Origin of the sequence: Tersicoccus phoenicis, assembly GCF_001968835.1 — a bacterium.
Taxonomy (GTDB): Bacteria; Actinomycetota; Actinomycetes; order Actinomycetales; family Micrococcaceae; genus Tersicoccus; species Tersicoccus phoenicis.
The window spans coordinates 65047-86332 of record NZ_MRDE01000074.1 but is presented as its reverse complement, the minus strand read 5'-3'; the positions used below and the strand labels follow the sequence as shown (position 1 = coordinate 86332).

The 21286-nt window shown below is 70.9% G+C and carries 17 protein-coding genes and 2 pseudogenes; 8 read left to right on the top strand and 11 right to left on the bottom strand.

Annotated features, from left to right (window positions below):
• A pseudogene (locus BKD30_RS16160) lies at nucleotides 1-424 on the top strand (hypothetical protein); the annotation flags it as partial.
• 120 nt (nucleotides 425-544) lie between these two features.
• Here BKD30_RS16160 and der read toward each other — a convergent pair.
• From der to BKD30_RS12710, 6 genes and pseudogenes are all read right to left on the bottom strand, one after another.
• On the bottom strand, nucleotides 545-2107 hold the full coding sequence (gene der, locus BKD30_RS12735; protein ID WP_076705130.1) for a ribosome biogenesis GTPase Der: 1563 nt from the start codon (nucleotides 2105-2107) through the stop codon (nucleotides 545-547).
• A 255-nt stretch (nucleotides 2108-2362) separates the two neighbouring features.
• Nucleotides 2363-3517 carry an NAD(P)/FAD-dependent oxidoreductase gene (locus BKD30_RS12730; protein ID WP_328586915.1) on the bottom strand — a complete coding sequence of 385 codons (1155 nt, stop codon included), beginning with the start codon at nucleotides 3515-3517 and terminating at the stop codon, nucleotides 2363-2365.
• 263 nt (nucleotides 3518-3780) lie between these two features.
• Complete coding sequence (locus BKD30_RS12725; RefSeq protein ID WP_076705129.1) at nucleotides 3781-4392, bottom strand: lysophospholipid acyltransferase family protein; 612 nt, start codon at nucleotides 4390-4392, stop codon at nucleotides 3781-3783.
• 76 nt (nucleotides 4393-4468) lie between these two features.
• The gene (gene cmk, locus BKD30_RS12720; protein ID WP_083956455.1) at nucleotides 4469-5236 is read right to left on the bottom strand and encodes a (d)CMP kinase; all 768 of its coding nucleotides are present in this window, start codon (nucleotides 5234-5236) and stop codon (nucleotides 4469-4471) included.
• On the bottom strand, nucleotides 5218-6342 hold the full coding sequence (locus tag BKD30_RS12715) for a prephenate dehydrogenase (RefSeq protein WP_076705127.1): 1125 nt from the start codon (nucleotides 6340-6342) through the stop codon (nucleotides 5218-5220). Before BKD30_RS12715 ends, cmk begins: the two co-directional genes overlap by 19 nt.
• Nucleotides 6343-6350: 8 nt before the next feature.
• Nucleotides 6351-7562: pseudogene (locus tag BKD30_RS12710) on the bottom strand (pseudouridine synthase); the annotation flags it as partial.
• Nucleotides 7563-8587: 1025 nt separating this feature from the next.
• On the opposite strand from BKD30_RS12710, the gene BKD30_RS12705 reads away from it, so the two are divergent.
• The 5 genes from BKD30_RS12705 (at nucleotide 8588) to BKD30_RS12685 (ending at nucleotide 14684) form a co-directional block, all read left to right on the top strand.
• Entirely contained in the window at nucleotides 8588-9292 is a 705-nt protein-coding gene (locus BKD30_RS12705; RefSeq protein WP_235861692.1) for a hypothetical protein, read from the top strand.
• A gap of 26 nt (nucleotides 9293-9318) precedes the next feature.
• Complete coding sequence (locus tag BKD30_RS12700; RefSeq protein ID WP_076705126.1) at nucleotides 9319-10014, top strand: gluconate 2-dehydrogenase subunit 3 family protein; 696 nt, start codon at nucleotides 9319-9321, stop codon at nucleotides 10012-10014.
• The gene (locus tag BKD30_RS12695) at nucleotides 10011-11651 is read left to right on the top strand and encodes a GMC family oxidoreductase (protein ID WP_076705125.1); all 1641 of its coding nucleotides are present in this window, start codon (nucleotides 10011-10013) and stop codon (nucleotides 11649-11651) included. The genes BKD30_RS12700 and BKD30_RS12695 overlap by 4 nt, the downstream gene beginning before the upstream one ends.
• Nucleotides 11648-12769 carry an enolase C-terminal domain-like protein gene (locus tag BKD30_RS12690; protein WP_076705124.1) on the top strand — a complete coding sequence of 374 codons (1122 nt, stop codon included), beginning with the start codon at nucleotides 11648-11650 and terminating at the stop codon, nucleotides 12767-12769. Before BKD30_RS12695 ends, BKD30_RS12690 begins: the two co-directional genes overlap by 4 nt.
• A 106-nt stretch (nucleotides 12770-12875) precedes the next feature.
• On the top strand, nucleotides 12876-14684 hold the full coding sequence (locus tag BKD30_RS12685; protein ID WP_076705122.1) for a thiamine pyrophosphate-requiring protein: 1809 nt from the start codon (nucleotides 12876-12878) through the stop codon (nucleotides 14682-14684).
• Nucleotides 14685-14902: 218 nt separating this feature from the next.
• Here the strand turns inward: BKD30_RS12685 and BKD30_RS12680 are convergent, their stop codons facing one another.
• Entirely contained in the window at nucleotides 14903-15874 is a 972-nt protein-coding gene (locus BKD30_RS12680; protein ID WP_076705120.1) for a squalene cyclase, read from the bottom strand.
• Between the two features lie 322 nt (nucleotides 15875-16196).
• Between BKD30_RS12680 and BKD30_RS12675 the strand changes: the two genes are divergently transcribed.
• Together BKD30_RS12675 and BKD30_RS12670 are read left to right on the top strand one after the other, a co-directional pair.
• Entirely contained in the window at nucleotides 16197-16454 is a 258-nt protein-coding gene (locus tag BKD30_RS12675; protein WP_076705118.1) for a type II toxin-antitoxin system Phd/YefM family antitoxin, read from the top strand.
• A 1-nt stretch (nucleotide 16455) separates the two neighbouring features.
• The gene (locus BKD30_RS12670) at nucleotides 16456-16710 is read left to right on the top strand and encodes a Txe/YoeB family addiction module toxin (RefSeq protein WP_076705117.1); all 255 of its coding nucleotides are present in this window, start codon (nucleotides 16456-16458) and stop codon (nucleotides 16708-16710) included.
• 297 nt (nucleotides 16711-17007) lie between these two features.
• On the opposite strand, the gene scpB is transcribed toward BKD30_RS12670, so the two are convergent.
• The 4 genes from scpB to BKD30_RS12650 form a co-directional block, all read right to left on the bottom strand.
• Complete coding sequence (gene scpB, locus BKD30_RS12665) at nucleotides 17008-17703, bottom strand: SMC-Scp complex subunit ScpB (protein WP_083956451.1); 696 nt, start codon at nucleotides 17701-17703, stop codon at nucleotides 17008-17010.
• Nucleotides 17696-18544 (bottom strand): segregation and condensation protein A, encoded by an 849-nt coding sequence (locus tag BKD30_RS12660; protein ID WP_076705116.1) that lies wholly within the window; start codon nucleotides 18542-18544, stop codon nucleotides 17696-17698. The genes scpB and BKD30_RS12660 overlap by 8 nt, the downstream gene beginning before the upstream one ends.
• 37 nt (nucleotides 18545-18581) lie before the next feature.
• Nucleotides 18582-19442 (bottom strand): ParA family protein, encoded by an 861-nt coding sequence (locus BKD30_RS12655; protein ID WP_235861690.1) that lies wholly within the window; start codon nucleotides 19440-19442, stop codon nucleotides 18582-18584.
• A 279-nt stretch (nucleotides 19443-19721) separates the two neighbouring features.
• The gene (locus tag BKD30_RS12650; RefSeq protein WP_076705153.1) at nucleotides 19722-21116 is read right to left on the bottom strand and encodes a cation:dicarboxylate symporter family transporter; all 1395 of its coding nucleotides are present in this window, start codon (nucleotides 21114-21116) and stop codon (nucleotides 19722-19724) included.
• Nucleotides 21117-21286: the final 170 nt, after the last annotated feature.

Genomic DNA, 21286 nt, shown 5'->3' with positions numbered 1-21286 from the left:
GTCGAAGAACAACCACGTCGTCCGCAAGCACGCGTTCCACTGGCGCTACGACACGCCCGAAGAGCTCGCACTGCTGGGCGAGCTCTGGCCGCTGGTATCGATGCGGCTGAACTTCTTCACCCCGACGAAGAAGCCCACCGGCTACGCCACCACGGCCGACGGGCGCCGCAAGCGCCTCTACGACACGCCGAGGACCCCATGGCAGCGAGTGCTCGCATCGGGGCTGCTCAGCGCCCAGCAGGTCCGCGCCGTCCAGACCCGTATCGAGGGCGTCAACCCGGCCGATCTGACCCGGCGCATCAACCAGATACAGCTGCGGCTCATCGACCTCTCCCGCGACCGGACCGAGGCCATGACCGCCAGCCGGCACCTCGACATGGCATCCTTGGAACCGTCGATCCGTCGACTCCAGACAACCAGATGACCCCAAGCCTCGCGCTCACCATGCGTGAGGCACCAGGTCAGCTCTCGCGCTCACTTCTCAGTGAGGCACCTCGCCGGCGGACGCGCCGCCGGCCGACCAGACGGGCCGATGAAGCGGCGCTCAGCGCTTGCCGCGCGCCCGCTTCTCCCGGACCCGCATGGTGACGTCGATGGGGGTGCCTTCGAAGCCGAAGGTCTCCCGCAGCCGGCGGGTGATGAACCGACGGTACCCGGGGTCGAGGAAGCCGGTGGTGAACAGCACGAATTTCGGCGGTCGGGACGAGGCCTGGGTGCCGAACAGGATGCGCGGCTGCTTGCCACCGCGCACCGGGTGCGGATGGGCCGCCACCAGTTCGCCGAGGAAGGCATTGAGCTTGCCGGTGGGGATCCGCTTGTCCCACGACTCGAGGGCGACGTCGAGCGCGGGCACCAGGCGGTCCTTGTGCCACCCGGTCCGTGCCGAGAGGTTCACCCGCGGCGCCCAGTCCACGTGCGCCAGGTCCTGCTCGATCTCCCGTTCCAGGTAGCGGCGGCGCTCGTCCTCGAGCAGGTCCCACTTGTTGTACGCCAGCACCAACGCCCGGCCCGACTCGATCACCAGCTGCAGGATCCGCACGTCCTGCTCGGAGATCACCTCGTCGACGGCGATCAGCACGACGGCGACCTCCGCCTTCTCCAGCGCGGACTGCGTGCGCAGGGACGCGTAGAAGTCGGCGCCGCGCTGCATATGTACCCGGCGGCGGATACCCGCGGTGTCCACGAATCGCCAGACCCGGCCGCCGAGTTCGATGAACTCGTCCACCGGGTCCCGGGTGGTGCCGGCCGTCGGATCCACGACCACGCGCTCCGAGCCGGCGAGTTTGTTCAGCATCGACGACTTGCCCACATTCGGCCGGCCGAGCAGCGCGACGCGCCGCGGTCCACCGGTGCGGGCGATGCCGGCGACGGCGGAGAACTCGGGCAGCACCTTCAGGGCCTCGTCGAGCAGGTCGGCGACGCCGCGGCCGTGCATGGCGGACACAGGATGCGGCTCCCCCATCCCGAGCGACCACAGACCCGCCGCCTCCGCCTCCTGGGCGAAGTCGTCGATCTTGTTGGCGGCCAGCAGCACGGGCTTGCCCTTGCGGCGCAGCATCTTGACGATCGCCTCGTCGGCCGCCGTCGCACCCACGATGGCGTCGACCACGAGCACGACGGCGTCGGCAGCGTCGACGGCGACCTCCGCCTGGTCCGCGACCCGCTCGTGGATGCCCCGCGCGTCGTGCTCCCACCCGCCGGTGTCCACGACGGTGAGGTTCTTCCCGTTCCACTGGGTGGTGTAGGCGACCCGGTCACGGGTGACCCCGGGGACGTCCTCGACGACGGCCTCCCGGCGGCCGAGGATGCGGTTGACCAGCGACGACTTGCCCACGTTCGGCCGGCCGATGATGGCGAGCACGGGGTCGAGCCGACCCTCGAGCTCCTCCTCGATGTCCGCCAGTTCGGACTCGAGCAGGATCCGGTCGTCCTCGTCGAGCTCGTAGTCGGCCAGGCCGGCGCGGAGGGCCTCGGCCCGCTGCTCCGCCTCGGTGTCGGTCATCGCGGCCAGCCGCTCGGCGACGTCGTCCTCGCGGGTGGGAACGTACTCGTCGCGCTCGGGGTCCGGGTACCCGGTTCCGGAGTTCTTGGAGACGTTCTCAGTCATGGCGGGCAGATCCTTGCGATGGAAGACAGAAGAGAGTGAACGGTCGGGGCGGCTGATGCGCGTTGAATGCGCCGTTCACCAGTGTTCCAGTCTACGGCCCGCCACCACAGGGGCCGGCCCGCCCGGCTCCGACCGTGAGACCTCACCCGCCGCGCTCAGGCCTTCCCGCGCAGGATGCGGTGCCAGTAGATCCACGGCAGCACCCACCGGTCCAGGACGAACGTGCTGCGCCGCTCCCGCATCAGGTTGACCAGCTTAGAACTCGGCATCGGCGTCCCGTCCGGACCGAACTCGGCGAACACCATGGTGCGCCGGCTGACGGTGAACGGGCTGGCGGTGTAGCCGTGGTACCGCTGCTGCGGTGCCTTCCCGGCGAGCACCGCCTGCAGGTTCTTCGCCACGACGGGCGTCTCCTTGCGCAGCCCCGCGCCGGAGCTCGACCCCGGCGTGGCCGCGATGTCGCCGATCGCCCAGACGTTCGGGTAGCGGCGGTGTTGCAGCGTGCCGGGGTCGACGTCGACCGAAGCCAGCGGCTTGTTCGGACGACAGGCCGGACTGCTTCACCCACGCCGGCGCGGCGTGCGGCGGTGTCAGGTGGAGCAGGTCGTAGGGCAGGTCCTCGGTGCGGCCGTCCGCCTCGAGCGTGGCGGTGTTCGTCTCCCGGTCCAGCGCCCGCACCGTCGTGTTCGTGCGCAGCTCGATGCCGTACTCGGCGACCTTGCGCATCAGCTCCTCGTCGACGCCGGGCACGCCGAAGACCGTGTCCGTCGGGACGGTGAGGACGACGCGGATGTCGTCCAGCACGCCGCGGCTGCGCCAGAGGTCGCACGCCATGTACAGCACCTTCTGGGCGGCGCCGGCGCAGGGGCAGGTGGCGTCCGGCATGGTGAACAGCGCGGTCCCGGCGCGCATCCCGTCGATCAGCCGCCACGTCTTCGGGGCCAGGTCGAACAGGTAGTTGGTGGAGGCGTTCTCGGCCAGCATCACCTCGGCGGAACCGTCGATGGCGGCCCAGTCAGGGCGCGATCCGGCCGCGAGCACGAGCTGGTCGTAGCCGATGGTCGCGCCGCTGCGCAGGGCCACGGTGGACGCGTGCGGGTCGATCCGTTCGACGGCGTCGCGCACCCAGGTCGAGCCGGACGGCATGGCCTCGCGCTGCGGCCGGCGTGCGGCTTCGATCGAGGCCAGACCGGCACCGACGTAGGAGAGCAGCGGTCGGTACTGGTGCTCGACGCGCGGTTCGACGATGACGACGTCGTCGACGCCCTGCCGGTTCAGCCGCGCCGCCAGGGAGATGCCGCCGTTCCCGCCGCCGACGACGAGGACCCGGGCGTGGGTCGGGACGTGCTCGGTCTCGTGCTGGGCCATGTCGGTCGGGTGCTGGGCCATGTCGGTCTCGTGCTGGGCCATGTTGTCGGACACTACACCGGTCCCTCGACGAACGAATCGGCTCATCCTCAGCCAGTGGGACAGTTCCTACCGAAAGGGGACGCATCACCACCGCCTCGACGGGAGGAACTGTCCCACTGGCGGATCCGACGCGACACGGGGCACCGCCTCGACGGGAGGAACTGTCCCACTGGCGGATCCGGCGATGCGACACGGGCCAGCGCCTCGACGGGAGGAACTGTCCCACTGGCGGATCCGGCGATGCGACACGGGCCAGCGCAACCTCAGTCCCGCGGCAGCGGCATCCCGCTCGCGGCGACGGCGGCGCTCACGTGGGAGGCGAGGGCGGCACGGATGGTCTCGGTGGCCGCCTCCATTCGGGTCCGCCCGGTCATCCCCGGCTCGGACACCACCGGCACCGGCACGCCGAAGTGCACGGCGAACCGCCGCCGCAGCCGCGGAATGTGGGTGACCCTCTCCCCGGTCAGCCGGGTGCCGAGAACGGCGACCGGGACGACCGGCGCGCCCGTGGCCAGCGCCAGCCAGGCGACCCCCGAACTGATGGCGGCAACGTCTCCCCCGCCACGGGTGCCCTCGGGCAGGATCCCGACGCACCGGCCGGCGTCGAGCACGGCCTTCGCGGTCTGCAGCGCCCGCCGGTCCCCCGCCCGGTTCACCGGCAGCTGACCGGAGTACTGCAGCACCCGGCCGAGGAACCCGGTGAACATCTCCTTCTTGACCAGCACGTTCATGTACCGCGGCGCCGCGCCGACGAGCACCGGGCCGTCGAGCGCGGAGATGTGGTTGGCCGCGAAGATCACCGGGCCGTCGACGGGCACGGAGGAGGCGCCGACGACGTCGGTCGCGTACAGCGCGTGGTCCAGGAGCCGCCCCACCGGCCGGCTCCACCGGTTCATCCACAGCGGCGGGGCCGGATGGGCCGGACGCGCGGACGGATTCACCTGACGGTGTTCACTTCGCTGTGTTGGACTTCGACGCGCGAATCACGTCGATGACGGCGTCGACGGTCTGCGCGAAGTCCAGCTCGGTGGAGTCGACCGTGGTGACACCCGCGGCGGCGGTCATGAAGTCGACCACGGTGGAGTCCCTGGCGTCCCGCTGCACCACCTGCCGGTGCAGGTCCGCGTCGGTCTGGGTGCCGCCGAGCTGGTGACCGCGGCGGCCCATCCGGGCCTCGGGTGAGGCGGTGAGCAGGATCCGGGCGGTGGCGTCCGGGGCGACGACGGTGGTGATGTCCCGGCCCTCGGCGACGACGCGCCGGCCGGTCTGCTCGATCAGCCGCCGCTGCCGTTCGACCAGCACGGCCCGGGCGGCGGTGTTGGTGGCGACGGCACTGACGGCGGCGGAGATACGGGGGTCGCGGATGACGGCGGTGATGTCCTGCCCGTCGACCTCGACCGTCTCGTGCTCGGGATCCAGGCCCATGATCAGCGGCAGCTCGACGGCGGCCTCGACGACGTCGGACGCGAGCTTCTCGTCGGCGGCGGCGGTCGCTGCCGCCAGGTCCAGCCCGGAGTCCAGGCAGTACCACGTCAGCGCCCGGTACATCGCCCCGGTGTCCAGGAACGCGAGGCCGAGCCGGCGGGCGACCGCCCGGCTGACGCTCGTCTTGCCCGAGCCCGAGGGCCCGTCGATCGCGACGACGAGCTCGCCGTCGAACGCGTTCGTCTCGGTACCGCTCCGATTCTCAGCACCAGCGCTCACGCAACCACCTTCCATCCACGGCCGGTCAGGTCATCGACCAGCGACTGCTTCTTCGACGGCAGCACGGCGATCTCCACCATGCCGACGGGCAGCCCGGCCGAGTGGCCGAGTCGCAGGTCCTCGAGATTGACGTCCAGGCCGCCGATCTCGGTCAGCAGCGTCGCGATCTGGCCGGGCTTGTCATCGACCAACACGGTCAGCCAGGCGAACTGCTGCGCGGGTCCGCCGTGCTTGCCGGGGATCCGGGCCTGCCCGACGTTGCCCTCGGCGATCAGCTGCGCCATGTCCAGGCGGGCGCCGGGCGCGGCCGGGGCACGCAGGGTGTGCAGCAGCCGGTCGATGTCGGCGCGCAGGCCCTCCAGCGGCTCGACCAACTGCCCGGCGTTGGCGCCGAGGATCTGCACCCACAGTCCCGGGTCGCTGGCGGCGATCCGGGTGACGTCCCGCAGGCCCTGGCCCGCCAGCGACAGCGCGGCGGCGGGCGTGTCCTGCAGCCGGCTCGCCAGCAGGGAGGACACCACCTGGGGCAGGTGGGAGACGAGGGCGACCGCCTCGTCGTGCTGCGCCGGCTCCATGGTCGTCACGACGCCGCCGAGGTCGACGGCGAGCGAGGTGACGACCCGGTAGACGTGCGGGTCGACGTGGTCGTGCGGACAGATCACCCACGGCGCGGACGTGAACAGCTCGGCCCGGGCAGCGACGGCGCCGGACCGCTCCCGGCCGGCCATCGGGTGCGAGCCGAGGTAGCGGCGAAGCTGGCCGACGTCGTCGCCGAGGGTCGCGCGCACCTCGGCCAGCACCGCGGCCTTGACGCTCGCGACGTCGGTCACGGCGGCGTGCGGGTAGGTGCGCAGCGCCGCCGCGACGAGGCCGCCGCAGACGTCCGGCGGCGCAGCCACGACGACGAGCTCGGGAGCGAACTCCGCCGGGGCGTCGGCGACGGGCACTCCCGCCGCGATGTCCGTGGCCACCGCCTCGGCGGACGGCGACGCGTCGGAGAGGTAGACGTCGACGCCCCGCTGCCGTAATCCGAGGCCGATGCTGGCACCGAGCAGGCCGGTGCCCACGATCAGCACGGGACCGTGCAGGTGGGCGGACTTCTTCAGCAGCTGCGGGTTCATCCGGCCGCCTACAGGCCGACAGAAGCGAGCAGGACGCCGGCCTCTCGCCGGCCGAGCGCGCGGATGGAGCCCTGCTTCTGGTCCCCGAGGGCGATCGGGCCCAGCTTGACGCGGACCAGCCGCAGCACCGGGAAGCCGACCGCGTCGAACAGGCGGCGGACGATCCGGTTGCGGCCCGAGTGCAGGACGACCTCGATCAGCACGTGCCCGGGGGTCGAGTCGACCAGCCGGAACGAGTCGACACTCGCGAACCCGTCCTCCAGCTCGATGCCGGCCTTCATCTGCGCACCGATGCCCTTGGGCAGCGGCCCCCGGACCTGCACGAGGTACGTCTTGGGCACCTCGTAGGAGGGGTGGGTGAGCCGGTTGGCCAGTTCGCCGTCGTTGGTCAGCAGCAGCAGGCCCTCGGTGGAGACGTCCAGCCGGCCGACGTGGAAGAGCCGCTCGGGGGTCTCCCGCAGGAAGTCGGAGATGGCGGGGCGGCCCTCCGGGTCGTCCATGGTGGAGACGACCCCGGCGGGCTTGTTGAACACGAGGTAGCGCAGGGTCTCGTCGACCTGGATCCGGATGCCGTCCACGTGGATGGTGGAGCGCTGCGCGTCGACCCGGATGCCGAGCTCGCGCACCACCTGGCCGTCGACCTCCACGCGGCCCGCCTCGATCATCTCCTCGCACACGCGGCGGGAGGCGACCCCGGCGTGGGCCATGATCTTCTGCAGCCGTTCGCCGTCCTTGCTGTGCAGGCGTTCGGGCCGGGCCAGCGGGCCCGACGGCGGCGGCGTGGCGCTGCCGCGGTGCTTGGGGCGCTGCTGCCTGGGCGGTCCCGCCGGCTTGACGTCCTTGCCGAACCGCTCGTTGGCGAAGGGCTTCGGGTCACGGCGTGCATCCCCAGCAGCAGCGCCACCCCGGGCCGCGCCCTGCTTGCCACTTCTGCTGCCACCGCCGACGCCGGGCTTTCCCGGTTTGCCTGGCTTCCCGGCCCTTCCGGGGCTCCCGAAGCCGGTGGCACTGGTGTTGCTGGTACGACTCGTGTTGCTGGTGCGACTCGTGTTGCTGGTGCGACGATCGGCGCCCGGACGTCCACCGAACTCCCGGCCCCCGAACTCCCGGGCGTCGCCGTCCCGGCCGTACCGGTCGCCAGCGCCGGTGCGCTCGCTTCGTGGTCCGCCGTCCCGCGGGGAACCACCGCGGCCACCACCGAATCGCGGGGCACCCCCACGGCCACCGTCCCGAGGGGCACCACCCTTGCGGTCGTCGCCGGAGCGGCCGTACCCGCCGGAGCGATCGCCGCCGGAGCGACCGGCACCACCCGAGTCGCCGGAGCGACCGGCACCACCCGGGCGACCGTAACCGCCGGAGCGACCGGCACCACCCGGGCGACCGTAACCGCCGGAGCGGCCGTAACCGTACTCGCCGGATCGGTCGTCACCGGAACGGCCGTAGCCGTTCCCACCGGAGCGGCCGGCGTCGGAATGGGAACCAGACGAACCCGGCGCGGAGGAGCGCTGATTCGATGAGCCGGCGTTCGGTGACCGCGGTGCGGATCGCCGGCCGGATGCCGAGTCACCTCGACGGCGGTTGGCCTCCCGGCCCGCGCCGGAAGCTGGCGGCTGAGTCATGGTGTTGCCTCACAGACAGAAGAGTGATGGTCCCGGTTCGACGACCGGGATGACAGCGCAACCCGACATGGTCGGGGCTGAAGCGGCCGAACGCGGCCGCCCTCCACTCTATCGCCTGCGACGACGCCTGACCGGGCGGGATGACGGGACTCACGCCGTGACTCGCCCGACGGCGTCCGCCCAGTGTGCCGATGACGCACCCATCCGCGCCGAATGGCGACACCTGCCGCACTCTCGGCGAGCATCAGCCGGAGGCGTCCACCCAGTGTGCGGATGACGCACCCATTCATGCCGAATGGCGACATCTGCCGCACTCTCGGCCCAGCGACGGGACTGCCGTGGGTGCACCGCGACCGACGCGCGTGCACCGGGGACCGACGCGCGTGCACCGGGAGCAGCACCCGTCGGTGGTGGCCACGGCGAAGCGGAGAGGCCCCTGAGCAGTGGCTCCGGGTTCTCTGGACGGGCCCTGTGGCCCCTTGGCCGTCGGTGGTCGCGGGAGTACGGTCGAAAGCACGCTGACTGAACGGGGCCGACGGCACGCCAGGTCACGAGGAACCGAGTACCCCACGACGGAGACCACGGCGAGGAGCACCCCCGATCGCGGTCTCGGAAGGATGCGGCCGATGATGTCCACGCGCGGAGCCGGCAGAGCCCGATCCACCATCGAACCGAGATCGGCAGCCCGACTCCTTGCCACCGTCCGCGGCCCACGCCACGTTCCCGAACCGAGATCGGCAGCACGGCTCCTGGCCACCGTCCGCGGTGCACGCCACGTTCCCGAACCGGGTCCGGCAGCCCGGCTCCTGGCCACCGTCCGGGGTGGCCGCCACGTTCCCGAACCGGGTCCGGCCGCACGGCTCCTGGCCGCCGTCCGCGGCCCACACCACACTCTTGAGCCGGAGCACCTGCTGGACCGGGCCCTGCGCAATGTCCGGACCGGCCACTTCGAGCGGTCCCTCGCCGGACTGACCGCCGTCGGGTCCCTGATCACGGCTGCCGAGATCTTCTTCGAGCACGACAAGGCCAGCTTCGGTGACCCGTGGATGTGGGCGCCCGTGGCCCTCGGACCGGTCGGCGCAGCGGCCGGCACCGCCGGATTCTTCGACCGCCGGATGGCCAAGACCGCGCTGCCGATCGCGTCAGCGGTGATCGTGGCCAACGGGCTGCAGGGCGTCGTCCTGCACGCCCGGGGCATCGCGCAGAAGCCCGGCGGCTTCCGCAACTTCACCTACAACATGGAGATGGGGCCGCCCTTGCTCGCCCCGCTGCTGGTCACCGTGGTCGGCGGCATGGGACTGCTGGCCGCCGTGCTGAGGCGCGAGAAGTGACGCGCGATGCGGCCGAGCGCGCGGCAGTGACCCGCGATCGCCTGCAGTTGCCCCTGTCCGACGCCGCCGGGGGGCACCGCTACCCCGGCTTCGACTCCGCCGCTCAGGCTCCCCACTGGGACGAGGCGACCCGCGACGTCGTGCTGGCCCGACTGGGCGATCCGCCGCCCCTGAGCTTCTTCACCCCCGACGAGGCGCGTACCGCCCGGGCGCTCTTCATCCAGCTGCTGGACCAGAGCGAGTCCGACGAGGAACGCGTCCCCGTCCTCAACCTGGTCGACGCCCGGCTGGCCGCGAACCAGACCGACGGCTGGTACTACGCGGACCTGCCGCCCGACCGGAAGGCGTGGCAGGAGACGCTGGCGGCGCTCGACGCGCAGACCCGGGAGCAGCACGGGTGCCCGTTCGCCGACGCGACCGGCGCCGTGCAACGCGACCTGTTGCAGGGCATCCTCACCGCCGATCGGTGGCGCGACTACCCGGCCAAGCAGGTGTGGAGCCTCTGGACGCGCTACGCGTGCACGGCCTTCTACTCGCACCCGTCGGCGTGGGATGAGATCGGCTTCGCCGGGCCTGCTTACCCGCGCGGATACAAGAACATCGGCGTCGACGCCCTCGAACCGTTCGAACAACGCGACGTCCGTCCCCAGCAGGACCCGCTCGACCGGTCCGCCGAGATCGAGAAACGCGCCGAGGCAGCACAGAAGGGAGGCCGCGGATGAGCGGCGTGCGGGACCGGAACGAATCGGCCTGGCTGATCCCTGCCCGACCGGACCGCAATCACGGTCTGCAGCCGGGGATGCGCCGGTTCGACGACGATGACGAGGTGGACGTCGTCATCGTCGGCTGCGGGGCCGGCGGATCGACGCTGCTGCAGCGCCTGGCTCGCGCCGGGTGGCGCGTGGTCGCGCTCGACGCCGGGCCGTTCTGGGATCCGGAGCGGGACTGGGTCAGCGACGAGGCCGGTTCCCACCACCTGTACTGGACCGAGCCGCGGCTGATCACTGGGGACGACCCGGTGCCGCTGGGGTCGAACAACTCGGGCCGCGGCGTCGGCGGGTCCATGATCCACTACGCCGGGTACACGCCCCGGTTCCATCCCAGCGACTTCCGTACCCTCAGCACCGACGGCGTCGGTGCCGACTGGCCCCTCGCCTACGAGGACCTCAAGCCCTACTACCAGGACATCGAGGAGGAACTGCCCGTGGCCGGCCAGGACTGGCCATGGGGGGATCCGCACAGCTACCCGCAGAACCCCCACCCGGTCTCCGGCAACGGCGAGATGTTCATGCGCGGAGCGCGGGCCTGCGGGATCACCGCGAAGGTCGGCCCCGTGGCGATCAGCAACGGCCGGTTCGGCAATCGGCCGCACTGCATCTACCGCGGCTTCTGCCTGCAGGGCTGCAAGGTCAACGCGAAGGCCTCCCCGCTGATCACCCACATTCCCGACGCCCTCGCGCACGGCGCCGAGGTCCGCGCGAATGCGATGGTGACCCGGGTCGCCGTCGACGACGTCTCCGGCCGGGCCACCGGCGTGCACTACGTCAAGGACGGCGTCGAGCACGTGCAGCGGGCCCGGATGGTCGCCGTCGCCGGCTACTCGATCGAGACGCCCCGGCTGCTGCTGAACTCGGCGAGCGCCCGCTTCCCCGACGGGCTGTGCAACAACCAGGACCAGGTGGGCCGCTACCTGATGGTCCAGGGCGCCCCGCAGACGGCCGGCCGGTTCGACGAGGAAGTGCGGATGTGGAAGGCGCCGCCGCCGGAGGTGAGCACGGAGCAGTTCTACGAGACGGACCCGACCAAGCCGTACAAGCGGGGCTTCTCCGTCCAGACCGTCTCGCCGCTGCCGATCACCTGGTCCGAGCACGTCGCCGCGCAGGGTTACTGGGGTGCGGCGCTGCGGGAGTACATGAGCGACTACCCGCACTGGGCCTGCCTCGGCGCGCTGTGCGAGTTCCTGCCCCAGCCCGGCAACCGGGTCACCCTCGCCGACGCGAAGGACCAGCACGGGCTGCCGGTGGCGCAGTTCTCCTACTCCCAGTGCGAGAACGACCGGCAGCTGCTCGACGCCGCGCAGAAGGTGATGGAAGGGATCCTGCACGCCGCGGGGGCCGACGAGGTGATGACCGTCAAGCGCAACGCCCACCTGGTCGGCGGGGCGCGGATGGCCGCGGACGAGCACGACGGCGTCGTCGACGGCGACTGCCGCACCTTCGCCGTGCCGAACCTGCTGGTCACCGACGGCAGCGTGCTGCCCACCCAGGGCAGCGCCAACCCGGCGCTGACCATCATGGCGGTCGCCGCCCGCGCGGCGGACCGGCTGCTCGCCGGGGCACGCGCCGGGGTCGACCGATGAGCGCCGGGCCGGCCAGTGCCGGGCCGGTGATCGAGACGCTGTCGGTGAGCACCTACACGGTGCCCACCGACGCGCCCGAGGCGGACGGGACGTTCGCCTGGGACAGCACGGGCGTCGTCGTCGTCCAGGTCAACGCGGGCGGGACCACCGGGATCGGCTGGACCTACGCGCCGGCGGCGTGCGCCGGCCTGATCACCGAGCAGCTCGAACCGGTCATGCGCGGCCGCCCGGCGTTGGACGTCCCCGGGTGCGCGGTGGCGATGACGAAGGCGGTACGCAACTCGCCCCGGATCGGCCTGCTGGGGTACGCGATCTCCGCCGTCGACTGCGCCCTGTGGGACCTGAAGGCACGGCTGCTCGGCACCAGCCTGGTCTCGCTGCTCGGCCGGGTCCGGGACGACGTCGAGATCTACGGCAGCGGCGGCTTCGTCTCCTACAGCGTCGACCAACTCCGGGCCCAGCTCTCCGGTTGGGTGCACGAGCAGCGCATCCCGCGGGTCAAGATCAAGATCGGGCACGGCGGCGGGACGGACCTGCCGGCGGACGTGGCCTGGATCCGCAGCGCCCGGGACATCATCGGCCCCGACGTCGAGCTCTACGTCGACGGCAACGGCGCCTACCAGCCGAAACAGGCCGTCCGGCTGATGCGCGCGGTCGACGACGTCGGGGTGCACTGGTTCGAGGAGCCGGTGTCCTCGGATCACCTGGCCGCGATGCGTGAGGTGCGCGGTGCGATCACCGCCGACGTCGCCGCCGGTGAGTACGGCACCGACCTGTTCACCTTCGCGCGGATGTGCGCCGCCGACGCGCTGGACTGCCTGCAGATCGACGTCTCCCGGTGCGGGGGGATCACCGCGTGGCTGCGCGTCGCCGCGGTCGCCGCGGCGCACGGGCTGCAGGTGTCCGGGCACTGCGCACCGCACCTGGCCGCGCCGGTGGCGGCGGCCACCGAGAACTTCCGGCACCTGGAGTGGTTCCACGACCACGTGCGGATCGAGAACCTGTTCTTCGACGGCACCCTCGACCCGACCGGAGGCTTCCTGACGCCCGATTTCACGGCCCCGGGCAACGGCCTCACCCTGCGCACCGCCGATGCCGACCGGTACCGCACCGGCTGACGCGTCGAACCCACCGGACCCATCGGATCCAGCGAACCGTGACCGCGACCGACCGGCGCGGCCACACCAGCAGAACACACCAGCAGAACCAACCCAGGAGGAGAACATGGCAACGGTCAGCGACTTCATCATCGATCGGCTCATCGAATGGGACCTGCACCACTACTACGGGTTCCCCGGCGACGGGATCGGCGGGTTCGACGGCGCCCTGGAGCGAGCGGAGCGGGCGGAGAAGGACTTCCGGTACGTCCGCCCCACCCACGAAGAGATCGCCGCCTTCATGGCGTGCGCCCACGCCAAGTTCAGCGGCGAGGTGGGCGTGTGCATCGCCACGTCCGGGCCGGGCGGCATCCACCTGCTCAACGGGCTCTACGACGCGAAGATGGACCATCAGCCGGTGGTCGCCATCGTCGGCCAGCAGGCCCGGGTGTCCCTGGGCAGCAGCTTCCAGCAGCAGGTCAACCTGGAGCGGCTCTACGAGGACGTCGCCGGCTATGTGGAGACCGTGACGGCGCCGATGCAGGCCCAGCTGGTGCTCGACCGGGCCATCCGTATCGCCGCCGCCAACCGATGCCCGACCGTGGTGATCCTGCCCAACGACATCCAGAACGCCGACATGGAAGCGCCGTCGGTCGCGCACTTCGTCTCCCGCACCGGCGTCGGGCACCCGTCGACGCGGCTGACGCCGCCGGCCGACGAGATCAAGCGAGCCGCGTCCGTGCTGAACGCCGGCAGCAAGGTGGCCATGCTGGTCGGCGAGGGCGCGTACGGGGCGACGGACGAGGTTCTCGCCGTCGCGGAGCGGCTCGGCGCCGGCATCGTCACCTCGCTGCTGGGCAAGGGCGTCGTTCCCGGCGACGTGCCGTACCACACGCAGCAGTCGGGGCTGCTCGGCTCCAAGCCCAGCTACGACATGCTGGAGGGCTGCGACACGCTGCTCATGGTCGGCAGCAACTACCCGTACTCGGAGTTCCTGCCGAAGACCGGTCAGGCGCGTGGCGTGCAGATCGACCTGTCCGCGGCGAACCTGAGCCTGCGCTACCCGATGGAGGTCAATCTCCTCGGCGACGCGAAGGCGACGCTGGCCGCGTTGGTCGAGCACCTGGACCACCAGGACGACCGCAGCTGGCAGGACGGGATCGTCGAGGCGATGAAGACGTGGGACGACGTCGTCGCGAAGGAGGCCGAGACGGAGGCGAACCCGATCAACCCGCGGTACGTCTACCACACCTTGAACTCGCGGCTTCCGGAGAACAGCATCGTCACCGCCGACGCCGGCAGCACCGCCGACTGGTACGGCCAGCACATCAAGCTGGGCCGGAACATGATGGGCAACCTGTCCGGCAGCCTGGCCTCGATGCTCGCGTCCATGCCGTACGCGGTCGCGGCGAAGTTCGCCCACCCGGATCGGCCGGTGGTGTGCACCATCGGCGACGGCGCGTTCCAGATGCTGGGCATGAACGAGATGCTCACGGTCAAGCGGCACTGGAAGGAATGGGCCGACCCGCGGTTCATCGTGCTGGTGCTGCACAACAACGACCTGACCCAGGTGTCGTGGGAGATGCGTGAGGCCGGCGACCCGCGTTACAACACCAGCCAGCTGCTGGAGGAGATGAACTACGCCGGCTACGCCCAGTTGCTGGGGTTCACCGGGATCAGGGTGGAGCACAAGGACGACGTGGCCGGCGCCTGGGACGCGGCGTTCGCCGCCGACCGGCCGGTGATCCTCGACGTCGTCACCGACCCGAACGTCCCGCCGCTGCCCCCGCACATCAGCTACGCCGAGGCCAAGGGTTTCCTCAGCGCGCTGCTCAAGGGTGACCCGGCCGAGGGCGCGGTGATCGCCAACTCGGCCCGGGGCATGGCCGCCCAGTTCTTCGCGAAGGCGAAGGATGCGCTCAGCCGCGACAAGTAGGGGTGGGTGCGGGCCAAACCCCACGCGCGTTGCCCGCTGCGCCACGCGTTGACTACCCCACGCGCGTTGCCCGCTGCCTCACGCGTTGACTACCCCACGCGCGTTGCCCGCTGCCTCACGCGTTGACTATTGAATTTCGGGGCTCCGGCCGCACGTTGGAGCCCCGAAATTCGATAGTCAACGTGGAAGAAGGGGTGCGACGCGGGATGCGGGCCGCCTCAGCGCTCGTCCCACCAGCTCAGGACACGGGTGGCGAAGAACGTCAGCCACGGCGACGGCTCGCCGACCGGCACATCGACCTCGAACCAGACCTTGCCCGGATGCCGGCGCTCCTGCAGCCACCGGCCGTCCGGTTGCCGGTCCGCGCGGATGCGCTCGACGGCGTCGGCCATCCGTGGGTCCGGGTCGGTGCCGTCGTGCAGGGCGGAGGAGCGCAGGTGGTCGGCGGCGTTGAGGATGCTGTAAACCCAGCGGTACGGGTAGGCGAGGCAGGTCGCCCAGGGGCCGATCAGTTCCTTCGTCGACCTCCGGTACAGCAACTCCCGGTCGAGCAGGTACTCCTCCCCCGCGTGCCGGGCCTCCCGCACCGTGTCGTCCCCGGTCAGCTGCTCCCAGGCCAGCAGGCCCTTGACCGTGTTGAGCGTGGAGTGGAACGACGACCGGGTGGAGCCTTCGACCCACTCGCAGTTCCAGCCGCCGTCGGGCTGGTGGTGCTCGACGAACCAGCGGGCGAGGCCGGTCATGTCGACCCCGAGCCAGGCCCCGTTGGCGAGGGTGACGGCGTTGATGCAGCAGTCGACCTCCCCGCCCCAGTAGGGCAGGTCGTCGCACTCCCAGCGGCTGTTCGCGGCGAGCTTGTCGGCCGTGCCGTCGAGCGCCGACGCGTCCACACCCCACTCCCGCAGCGAGGTCAGGCTCCACGTCGTCGCCGTCCACGGCTGACCCACCCAGCCGCCGTCGCCCGCCGGCTCGCCGTCGACGTGATCCTTCGGGAAGAAGGCACCGCCGGCCCACTGGCCGTCCGGGTCCTGCCGCGCCAGCATCGCGGCGCCGAACCCCTCGGTGGCGACGCGGTCCCGGGTTGCGCGCCACTGCTCCGGAGGGGCGCCGACGAGGTCACGCTCGACCTGCCAGCGCAGCGCGGGGTCGGAGGTCAGGAGCCAGTCCACCAGTGCGGGGTCACTCGCCATGGCGGTCAGGCTACCGCGCGTCCGGTCGGCCCGTCATCGACCAGCTGACGCGACTGCGCCCACGGGCCAGTTCCCGCGTGCGACTGCGCCCACGGGCCAGTTCCCGCGTGCGGGGCGCCGACGGGCCAGTTCCCGCGCGCGGGTCGCCGAGAATGCAATTTCTGGGGTCCCCAGGCCACCGAAACCCCCGATACTGCGTTCTCGGCGGAGGTGGATGGGCTCCGCGGGAGACCGCGGACCCCGCTTCGGTCCGTCCCGCATCCACCACTTGCCGTGCGTCCTCGATCGCGCGTACGCTTTTGCGTACAGGAGGTGACGTACGGTGCGGACGATGAGTTACACCGAATCGCGCGCTCGATATGCGGAAGTCCTCGACAGCGTGACGAATGACCGCGAGGAGGTCATCATCACTCGCGCGGGCCATGATCCGGTCGTGATGGTCTCGCTGGCCGACTACGAGTCGTTGCGGGAGACCGCCTACCTGATGCGTTCGCCAGCCAATGCTCGTCGCCTGCTGGACGCCATGCAGCGGCTGGAGAGTGGACGAGGTGTCCAGCACGACCTCACCGAGGACTCGTGACGTGCTGCTGGTCTGGGACGAGAACGCCTGGGCCGATTACCTGTGGTGGCAGGGACAGGACCGCCGGGTGGTCAAGCGCATCAATCTGCTCCTCCAGGACATCCGCCGGAACGGGAACGAGGGCATCGGCAAACCGGAGGCCTTGAAACACGACTTCGCCGGATACTGGTCGCGCCGGATCACCGAGGAGCACCGTCTGGTGTACAAGGTCGCAGACGACGAGGTCCGCATCGCGGCTTGCCGCTACCACTACTGACAGGGAGCGAGCGCGTCGGCGTCGACCACCCGGCGGCAGACGCGCCGACCACGCCACCGTAACGCTGATGCAGAGTCGATGCGCCCGGGTCGCCCTCACTGCCGACGGAATCGACGCCGACCGTCGCAGAGAATGCGATTTCTGGGGTCTCCAGGCCACCGAAACCCCCGATACTGTATTCTCGGCGAAGCCCGCGGGCCCGGCGGCGGCCGCGCGGATGGGCCCGCGCTGCTGGCCTCTCGACGGGCGCAGGATCTGCCGCGTCTCCTTGGCCCGTGCCGGCCAGTAAGCCGGACGTCAGTAGTCCTCGTCGTAGTCCTTAAGCGCGTCCAGGCCGGGCAGGTGGGGGGCGATCTGCGGCAGTTCGTCGATGCTGCCCAACCCCATCCGCTCCAGGAAGTACGACGTCGTCCGGTACAGCAGCGCACCGGACTCCGGGTCGGTGCCGGCGTCCTCGATCATCCCGCGCGCGGTCAGGGTACGGACGACGGAGTCGACGTTGACGCCGCGGATCGCGGAGACGCGGGCGCGTGAGACCGGCTGCCGGTAGGCGATGACGGCAAGGGTCTCCAGCGCCGCCTGCGTCAACCGGGCGGTCTGCCCCTCCAGCACGAACCGGGACACCACCGGTGCGAACTCGCTGCGGGAGAACATCCGCCAGCCGCCGGCAACGTTGCGTAGCTCGAATCCACGAGCGCCAGCGGGCAGCGCCGACCCGTCGGAGGCGTAACCGTCGTACTCGGCGCGGAGCTGACCGAGCAGCGCCCGCACGCGGTCGACCGGCAGGCTGAGCGCCGTCGCCAGATCCAGGTCGCCGACGGGCTCGTCGACCACCATCAGCAGCGCTTCCAGTGCGGCCTTTGCCCCGCCGGGCAGCGCGTCGACGTTGAATCCGGCGTCGGGGACGGCGACGCCGACGGCGACGTCGGGGACGGCGGCGACCGCCTCGTCATCGTGCCCCTCGACCGCCGACTCGGTCCCACGTTCAGTCATCGCGCTCATTCTCTCCGCCGTCGTCGGTGTCGTACTCCTCCGTCAGCTCCTCGGCCGTCCACGCGGTGTCCGGGGAGCGCCAGTGCACGGTCAGCTCCCCCAACGGAGCCACCTGGTCGAACGCCACGACCTGGTCCCGGTACATCTCCAGCAGCGCCAGGAACCGGGCGACGACGACGAGGGTGGTGTCCGCGTCCGCGACCAGCGCCCGGAACGAGACGGCGCCGGTGGCGTCCCGCAGCCGATGGGCGAGGATCTCGGCCTGCTCCCGGACGCTGACCGCCGGGGCGTGCAGGTGCGTCAGACCCACCTCGGTCGGGGTCGCCGGCTTCGGGGCAAACGCCTTCGCGGCCAGGGCCGCGAAGTCCTCCGGCGTGGTCTTCAGGATCAGCTCGGGCAGCAGCGCGGCGAACTGCGGCTCGAGGGCCACAAGCCGGGGATGGCGACTCGATTCGGCGGTCAACCGGTCCCCGATCAGCCGGGCGACCTCCTTGAACGCCCGGTACTGCAGCAGCCGGGCGAACAGCAGGTCCCGGGCCTCCAGGAGAGCGATGTCCTCCTCGTTCTCCACCTCGCCGGCGGGCAGCAGCCGCGCGGCCTTGAGGTCGAGCAGAGTGGCGGCGACGACGAGGAACTCGCTCGCCTCGTCCAGCGCCCAGTCCTGCCCGGAGGCCTGCAGCCGGCGGATGTACTGCACGAACTCGTCCGTGACGACGGCGAGCGCCACCTCGGTGATGTCCAGCTCGTGTTTGGAGATGAGGTTCAGCAGCAGGTCGAACGGCCCGGTGAAGTTCTCCAGCCGGACGGTGAACCGGTCGGCGGCGACGATCTGCTCAGTCACGGGTGTCGACCACGTACGGTGCGGGCCGGGCTCGCGCTCAGGGCGCCCCGCCGCGGCTGATCAGTTCCTTGGCCAGGTTGCGGTAGGACTCCGCGGCCTGGTGGGTGCCGGCGTACGCGGTGATCGGCTCCGCGGCGACGGTGGCGTCGGCGAACTTGATGGTCCGCTTGATCACCGTGTGGAACACCTTCTCCCCGAACGCGTCGACCAGCCGGGCGAGCACCTCCCGGGAGTGCAGGGTGCGGGCGTCGAACATGGTCGGCAACACCCCGTCGATCTGCAGGCCGGGGTTGAGCCGGTCCTGCACCTTCTCGATCGTCTCGACCAGCAGGGCGACCGCGCGCAGCGCGAAGAACTCGGCGGTGAGCGGGATGATGACGCCGTGCGCGGCGGTGAGGGCGTTGACGGTGAGCAGGCCGAGCGAGGGCTGGCAGTCGATCAGCACGACGTCGTAGTCGTCCGTGACCTTCCGCAGTGCACCCTGCAGCAGCTGCTCGCGGGCCACCTCGTTGACGAGTTGGATCTCGGCGGCCGAGAGGTCGATGTTGGCCGGCAGCAGGTCCACGCCCTCGGTCTCGGTGCGCACGATGACGTCGTGGATGTCGGTCTTGCGGTCGATCAGCAGGTTGTAGACCGTGAGATCGACCTCGTACGGGTTCACCCCCACACCGGCGGAGAGGGCACCCTGCGGGTCGAAGTCGACCAGCAGCACGCGCCGACCGAGTTCGGCCAACGAGGCGCCGAGGTTGATGGTGGAGGTGGTCTTGCCGACCCCGCCCTTCTGATTGACCATCGCGATGATCCGGGCGGGCCCGTGGGAGGAGAGTTCGGGCGGTTCGGGGAACTCGATCGCCGGTCGCCCGGCGACGTCGAGCAGGGTGTCCTGCTTGCTCGTCACTGATCCATCACTCTTCTCGTGGTCGGCGGCCACGTCGCCCGCGTCGTGAGGACGCACGCGCTCGACGGGGTCGATCCTTCGGGCACGACGCGCGGGCACGGCCCCGTGGTCAGGTTCGTCCCCAGCGTACCGGTATCACCCGGGCGGCACGGGGCCGCAGGTTCAGGTGGAGGTTGAAGGCTGGTGCCGGAACGGCGAAGCCCCCGCCCGGGATCCCGGGCGGGGGCTTCGTCGATCAGGACGCCGATCAGAGTTCCGATCAGGGGATCCGACGGGCTGTCAGCGGGTCGCGGAGTTTCCCGCCCCGGTGAGCCGGTCCGTCGTCGAGCCCTCGACCGCGGGCTGCGCGGTGACCGAGGTGGCCACATCGTCGAGCCGCTCGCCGTGGGTCAGCATGGTGGACTCGTCGAACCGGTCCTGACCGGAGAGCACCCGGTCGACCCGGGCGAGGTCGATCTCGCCGACCCACTTGCCGATCAGCAGGGTGGCGACGGCGTTGCCGGTGAAGTTGGTCAGCGCCCGGGCCTCGGACATGAACTTGTCGATGCCGACGATGACGCCCATGCCGCCGAGCAGCTCCGGCCGGTGCGCCTGCAGGCCCGCGGCCAGCGTGGCCAGACCCGCCCCGGTGACCCCGGCGGCACCCTTCGAGGCGATGATCATGAAGACGAGCAGACCGATCTGCTGCCCCAGGTTCATCTGCAGTCCCATGGCGTTGGAGACGAACAGGGACGCCATGGTCAGGTAGATCGCGGTGCCGTCCAGGTTGAACGAGTACCCGGTCGGCACGGTCACGCCGACCACCGGCTTGGACACGCCGGCGTGCTCCATCTTGGCGATCAGCCGCGGCAGCGCCGTCTCGGACGATGAGGTGGAGAAGATCAGCAGGTACTCCCGGCCCAGGTACTTCATCACCTTGAGGATGCTCACCCCGGTGACGACCTTGAGCAGGGTGCCCAGGACGCCGAGGATGAAGACGGCGCAGGTGAGGTAGAACGCGCCCATGAGCAGGAACATCGCGCCGACGGCGGCCCAGCCGGTGCTGCCGACGACGGCGGCGATCGCGCCGAACGCGCCGATCGGGGCAACCCACATGATCATGGTCAGCACCCGGAACACGACACCCTGCACGAGGGTCAGGCCCTTGATCAGCGGCTGCGCCGTCGGGCCCATCTGCTGCAGCGCAAACCCGACGAGCAGCGCCACGAACAGGACCGGCAGCACCGGGACGGAGCCGGGGATGATGTCGAGCAGGAACTGGACGGTGCCGCCGTCACCACCGCCGGAGGACGGCTTGTACGGGGTCAGTTGAAGCCCGGTGCCCGGGCGCACGAAGTTGCCCACCACCAGGCCGATGGCCAGGGCGAACGTGGACATCGCCAGGAAGTAGGCCAGGGCCAGGCCGCCGACCTTGCCCACGGTCGCGGCCTTCGCGATCGAGCCGATGCCCAGGACGATGGTGCAGAAGATGACCGGCGCAATCATCATCTTGATCAGGTTGACGAATCCGTCGCCGAGCGGCTTGAGGCTCTTGGCGAAGTCGGGCGCGACGAGTCCGACGGCGATGCCGAGGATCACCGCGGCGATGACGGCGATGTACAGCCAGTGGGTGCGGTCCTTCCGGCCGGCCGGTGTGCCCGGCCGGGCGGGAGCCGCCGTGTGATGTTCGGTCATGGTGTCCCCTTCGACTCCGTGTTGCGTCTCGGTGGTTCGGTCTCGGTGGTGGCGTCTCGGTAGTTGCGTGCCGGTCGGTCGGTGCCGCCGGGTCCGGACGAGGTGCTGCGCTGGTGCGATCGTGCGGTGATGCACCATGCTGATGAGGTGGTCGACGTCCCGGTCGGGTG

Excerpts from the sequence above, each read along its gene's own strand:
- der (WP_076705130.1), bottom strand. The coding sequence starts at position 2,107 with ATGACTGAGAACGTCTCCAAGAACTCCGGAACCGGGTACCCGGACCCC.
- BKD30_RS12730 (WP_328586915.1), bottom strand. The coding sequence starts at position 3,517 with ATGGCCCAGCACGAGACCGACATGGCCCAGCACCCGACCGACATGGCC.
- cmk (WP_083956455.1), bottom strand. The coding sequence starts at position 5,236 with ATGGAAGGTGGTTGCGTGAGCGCTGGTGCTGAGAATCGGAGCGGTACC.
- BKD30_RS12715 (WP_076705127.1), bottom strand. The coding sequence starts at position 6,342 with ATGAACCCGCAGCTGCTGAAGAAGTCCGCCCACCTGCACGGTCCCGTG.
- BKD30_RS12705 (WP_235861692.1), top strand. The coding sequence starts at position 8,588 with ATGATGTCCACGCGCGGAGCCGGCAGAGCCCGATCCACCATCGAACCG.
- BKD30_RS12695 (WP_076705125.1), top strand. The coding sequence starts at position 10,011 with ATGAGCGGCGTGCGGGACCGGAACGAATCGGCCTGGCTGATCCCTGCC.
- BKD30_RS12690 (WP_076705124.1), top strand. The coding sequence starts at position 11,648 with ATGAGCGCCGGGCCGGCCAGTGCCGGGCCGGTGATCGAGACGCTGTCG.
- BKD30_RS12685 (WP_076705122.1), top strand. The coding sequence starts at position 12,876 with ATGGCAACGGTCAGCGACTTCATCATCGATCGGCTCATCGAATGGGAC.
- BKD30_RS12680 (WP_076705120.1), bottom strand. The coding sequence starts at position 15,874 with ATGGCGAGTGACCCCGCACTGGTGGACTGGCTCCTGACCTCCGACCCC.
- scpB (WP_083956451.1), bottom strand. The coding sequence starts at position 17,703 with ATGACTGAACGTGGGACCGAGTCGGCGGTCGAGGGGCACGATGACGAG.
- BKD30_RS12650 (WP_076705153.1), bottom strand. The coding sequence starts at position 21,116 with ATGACCGAACATCACACGGCGGCTCCCGCCCGGCCGGGCACACCGGCC.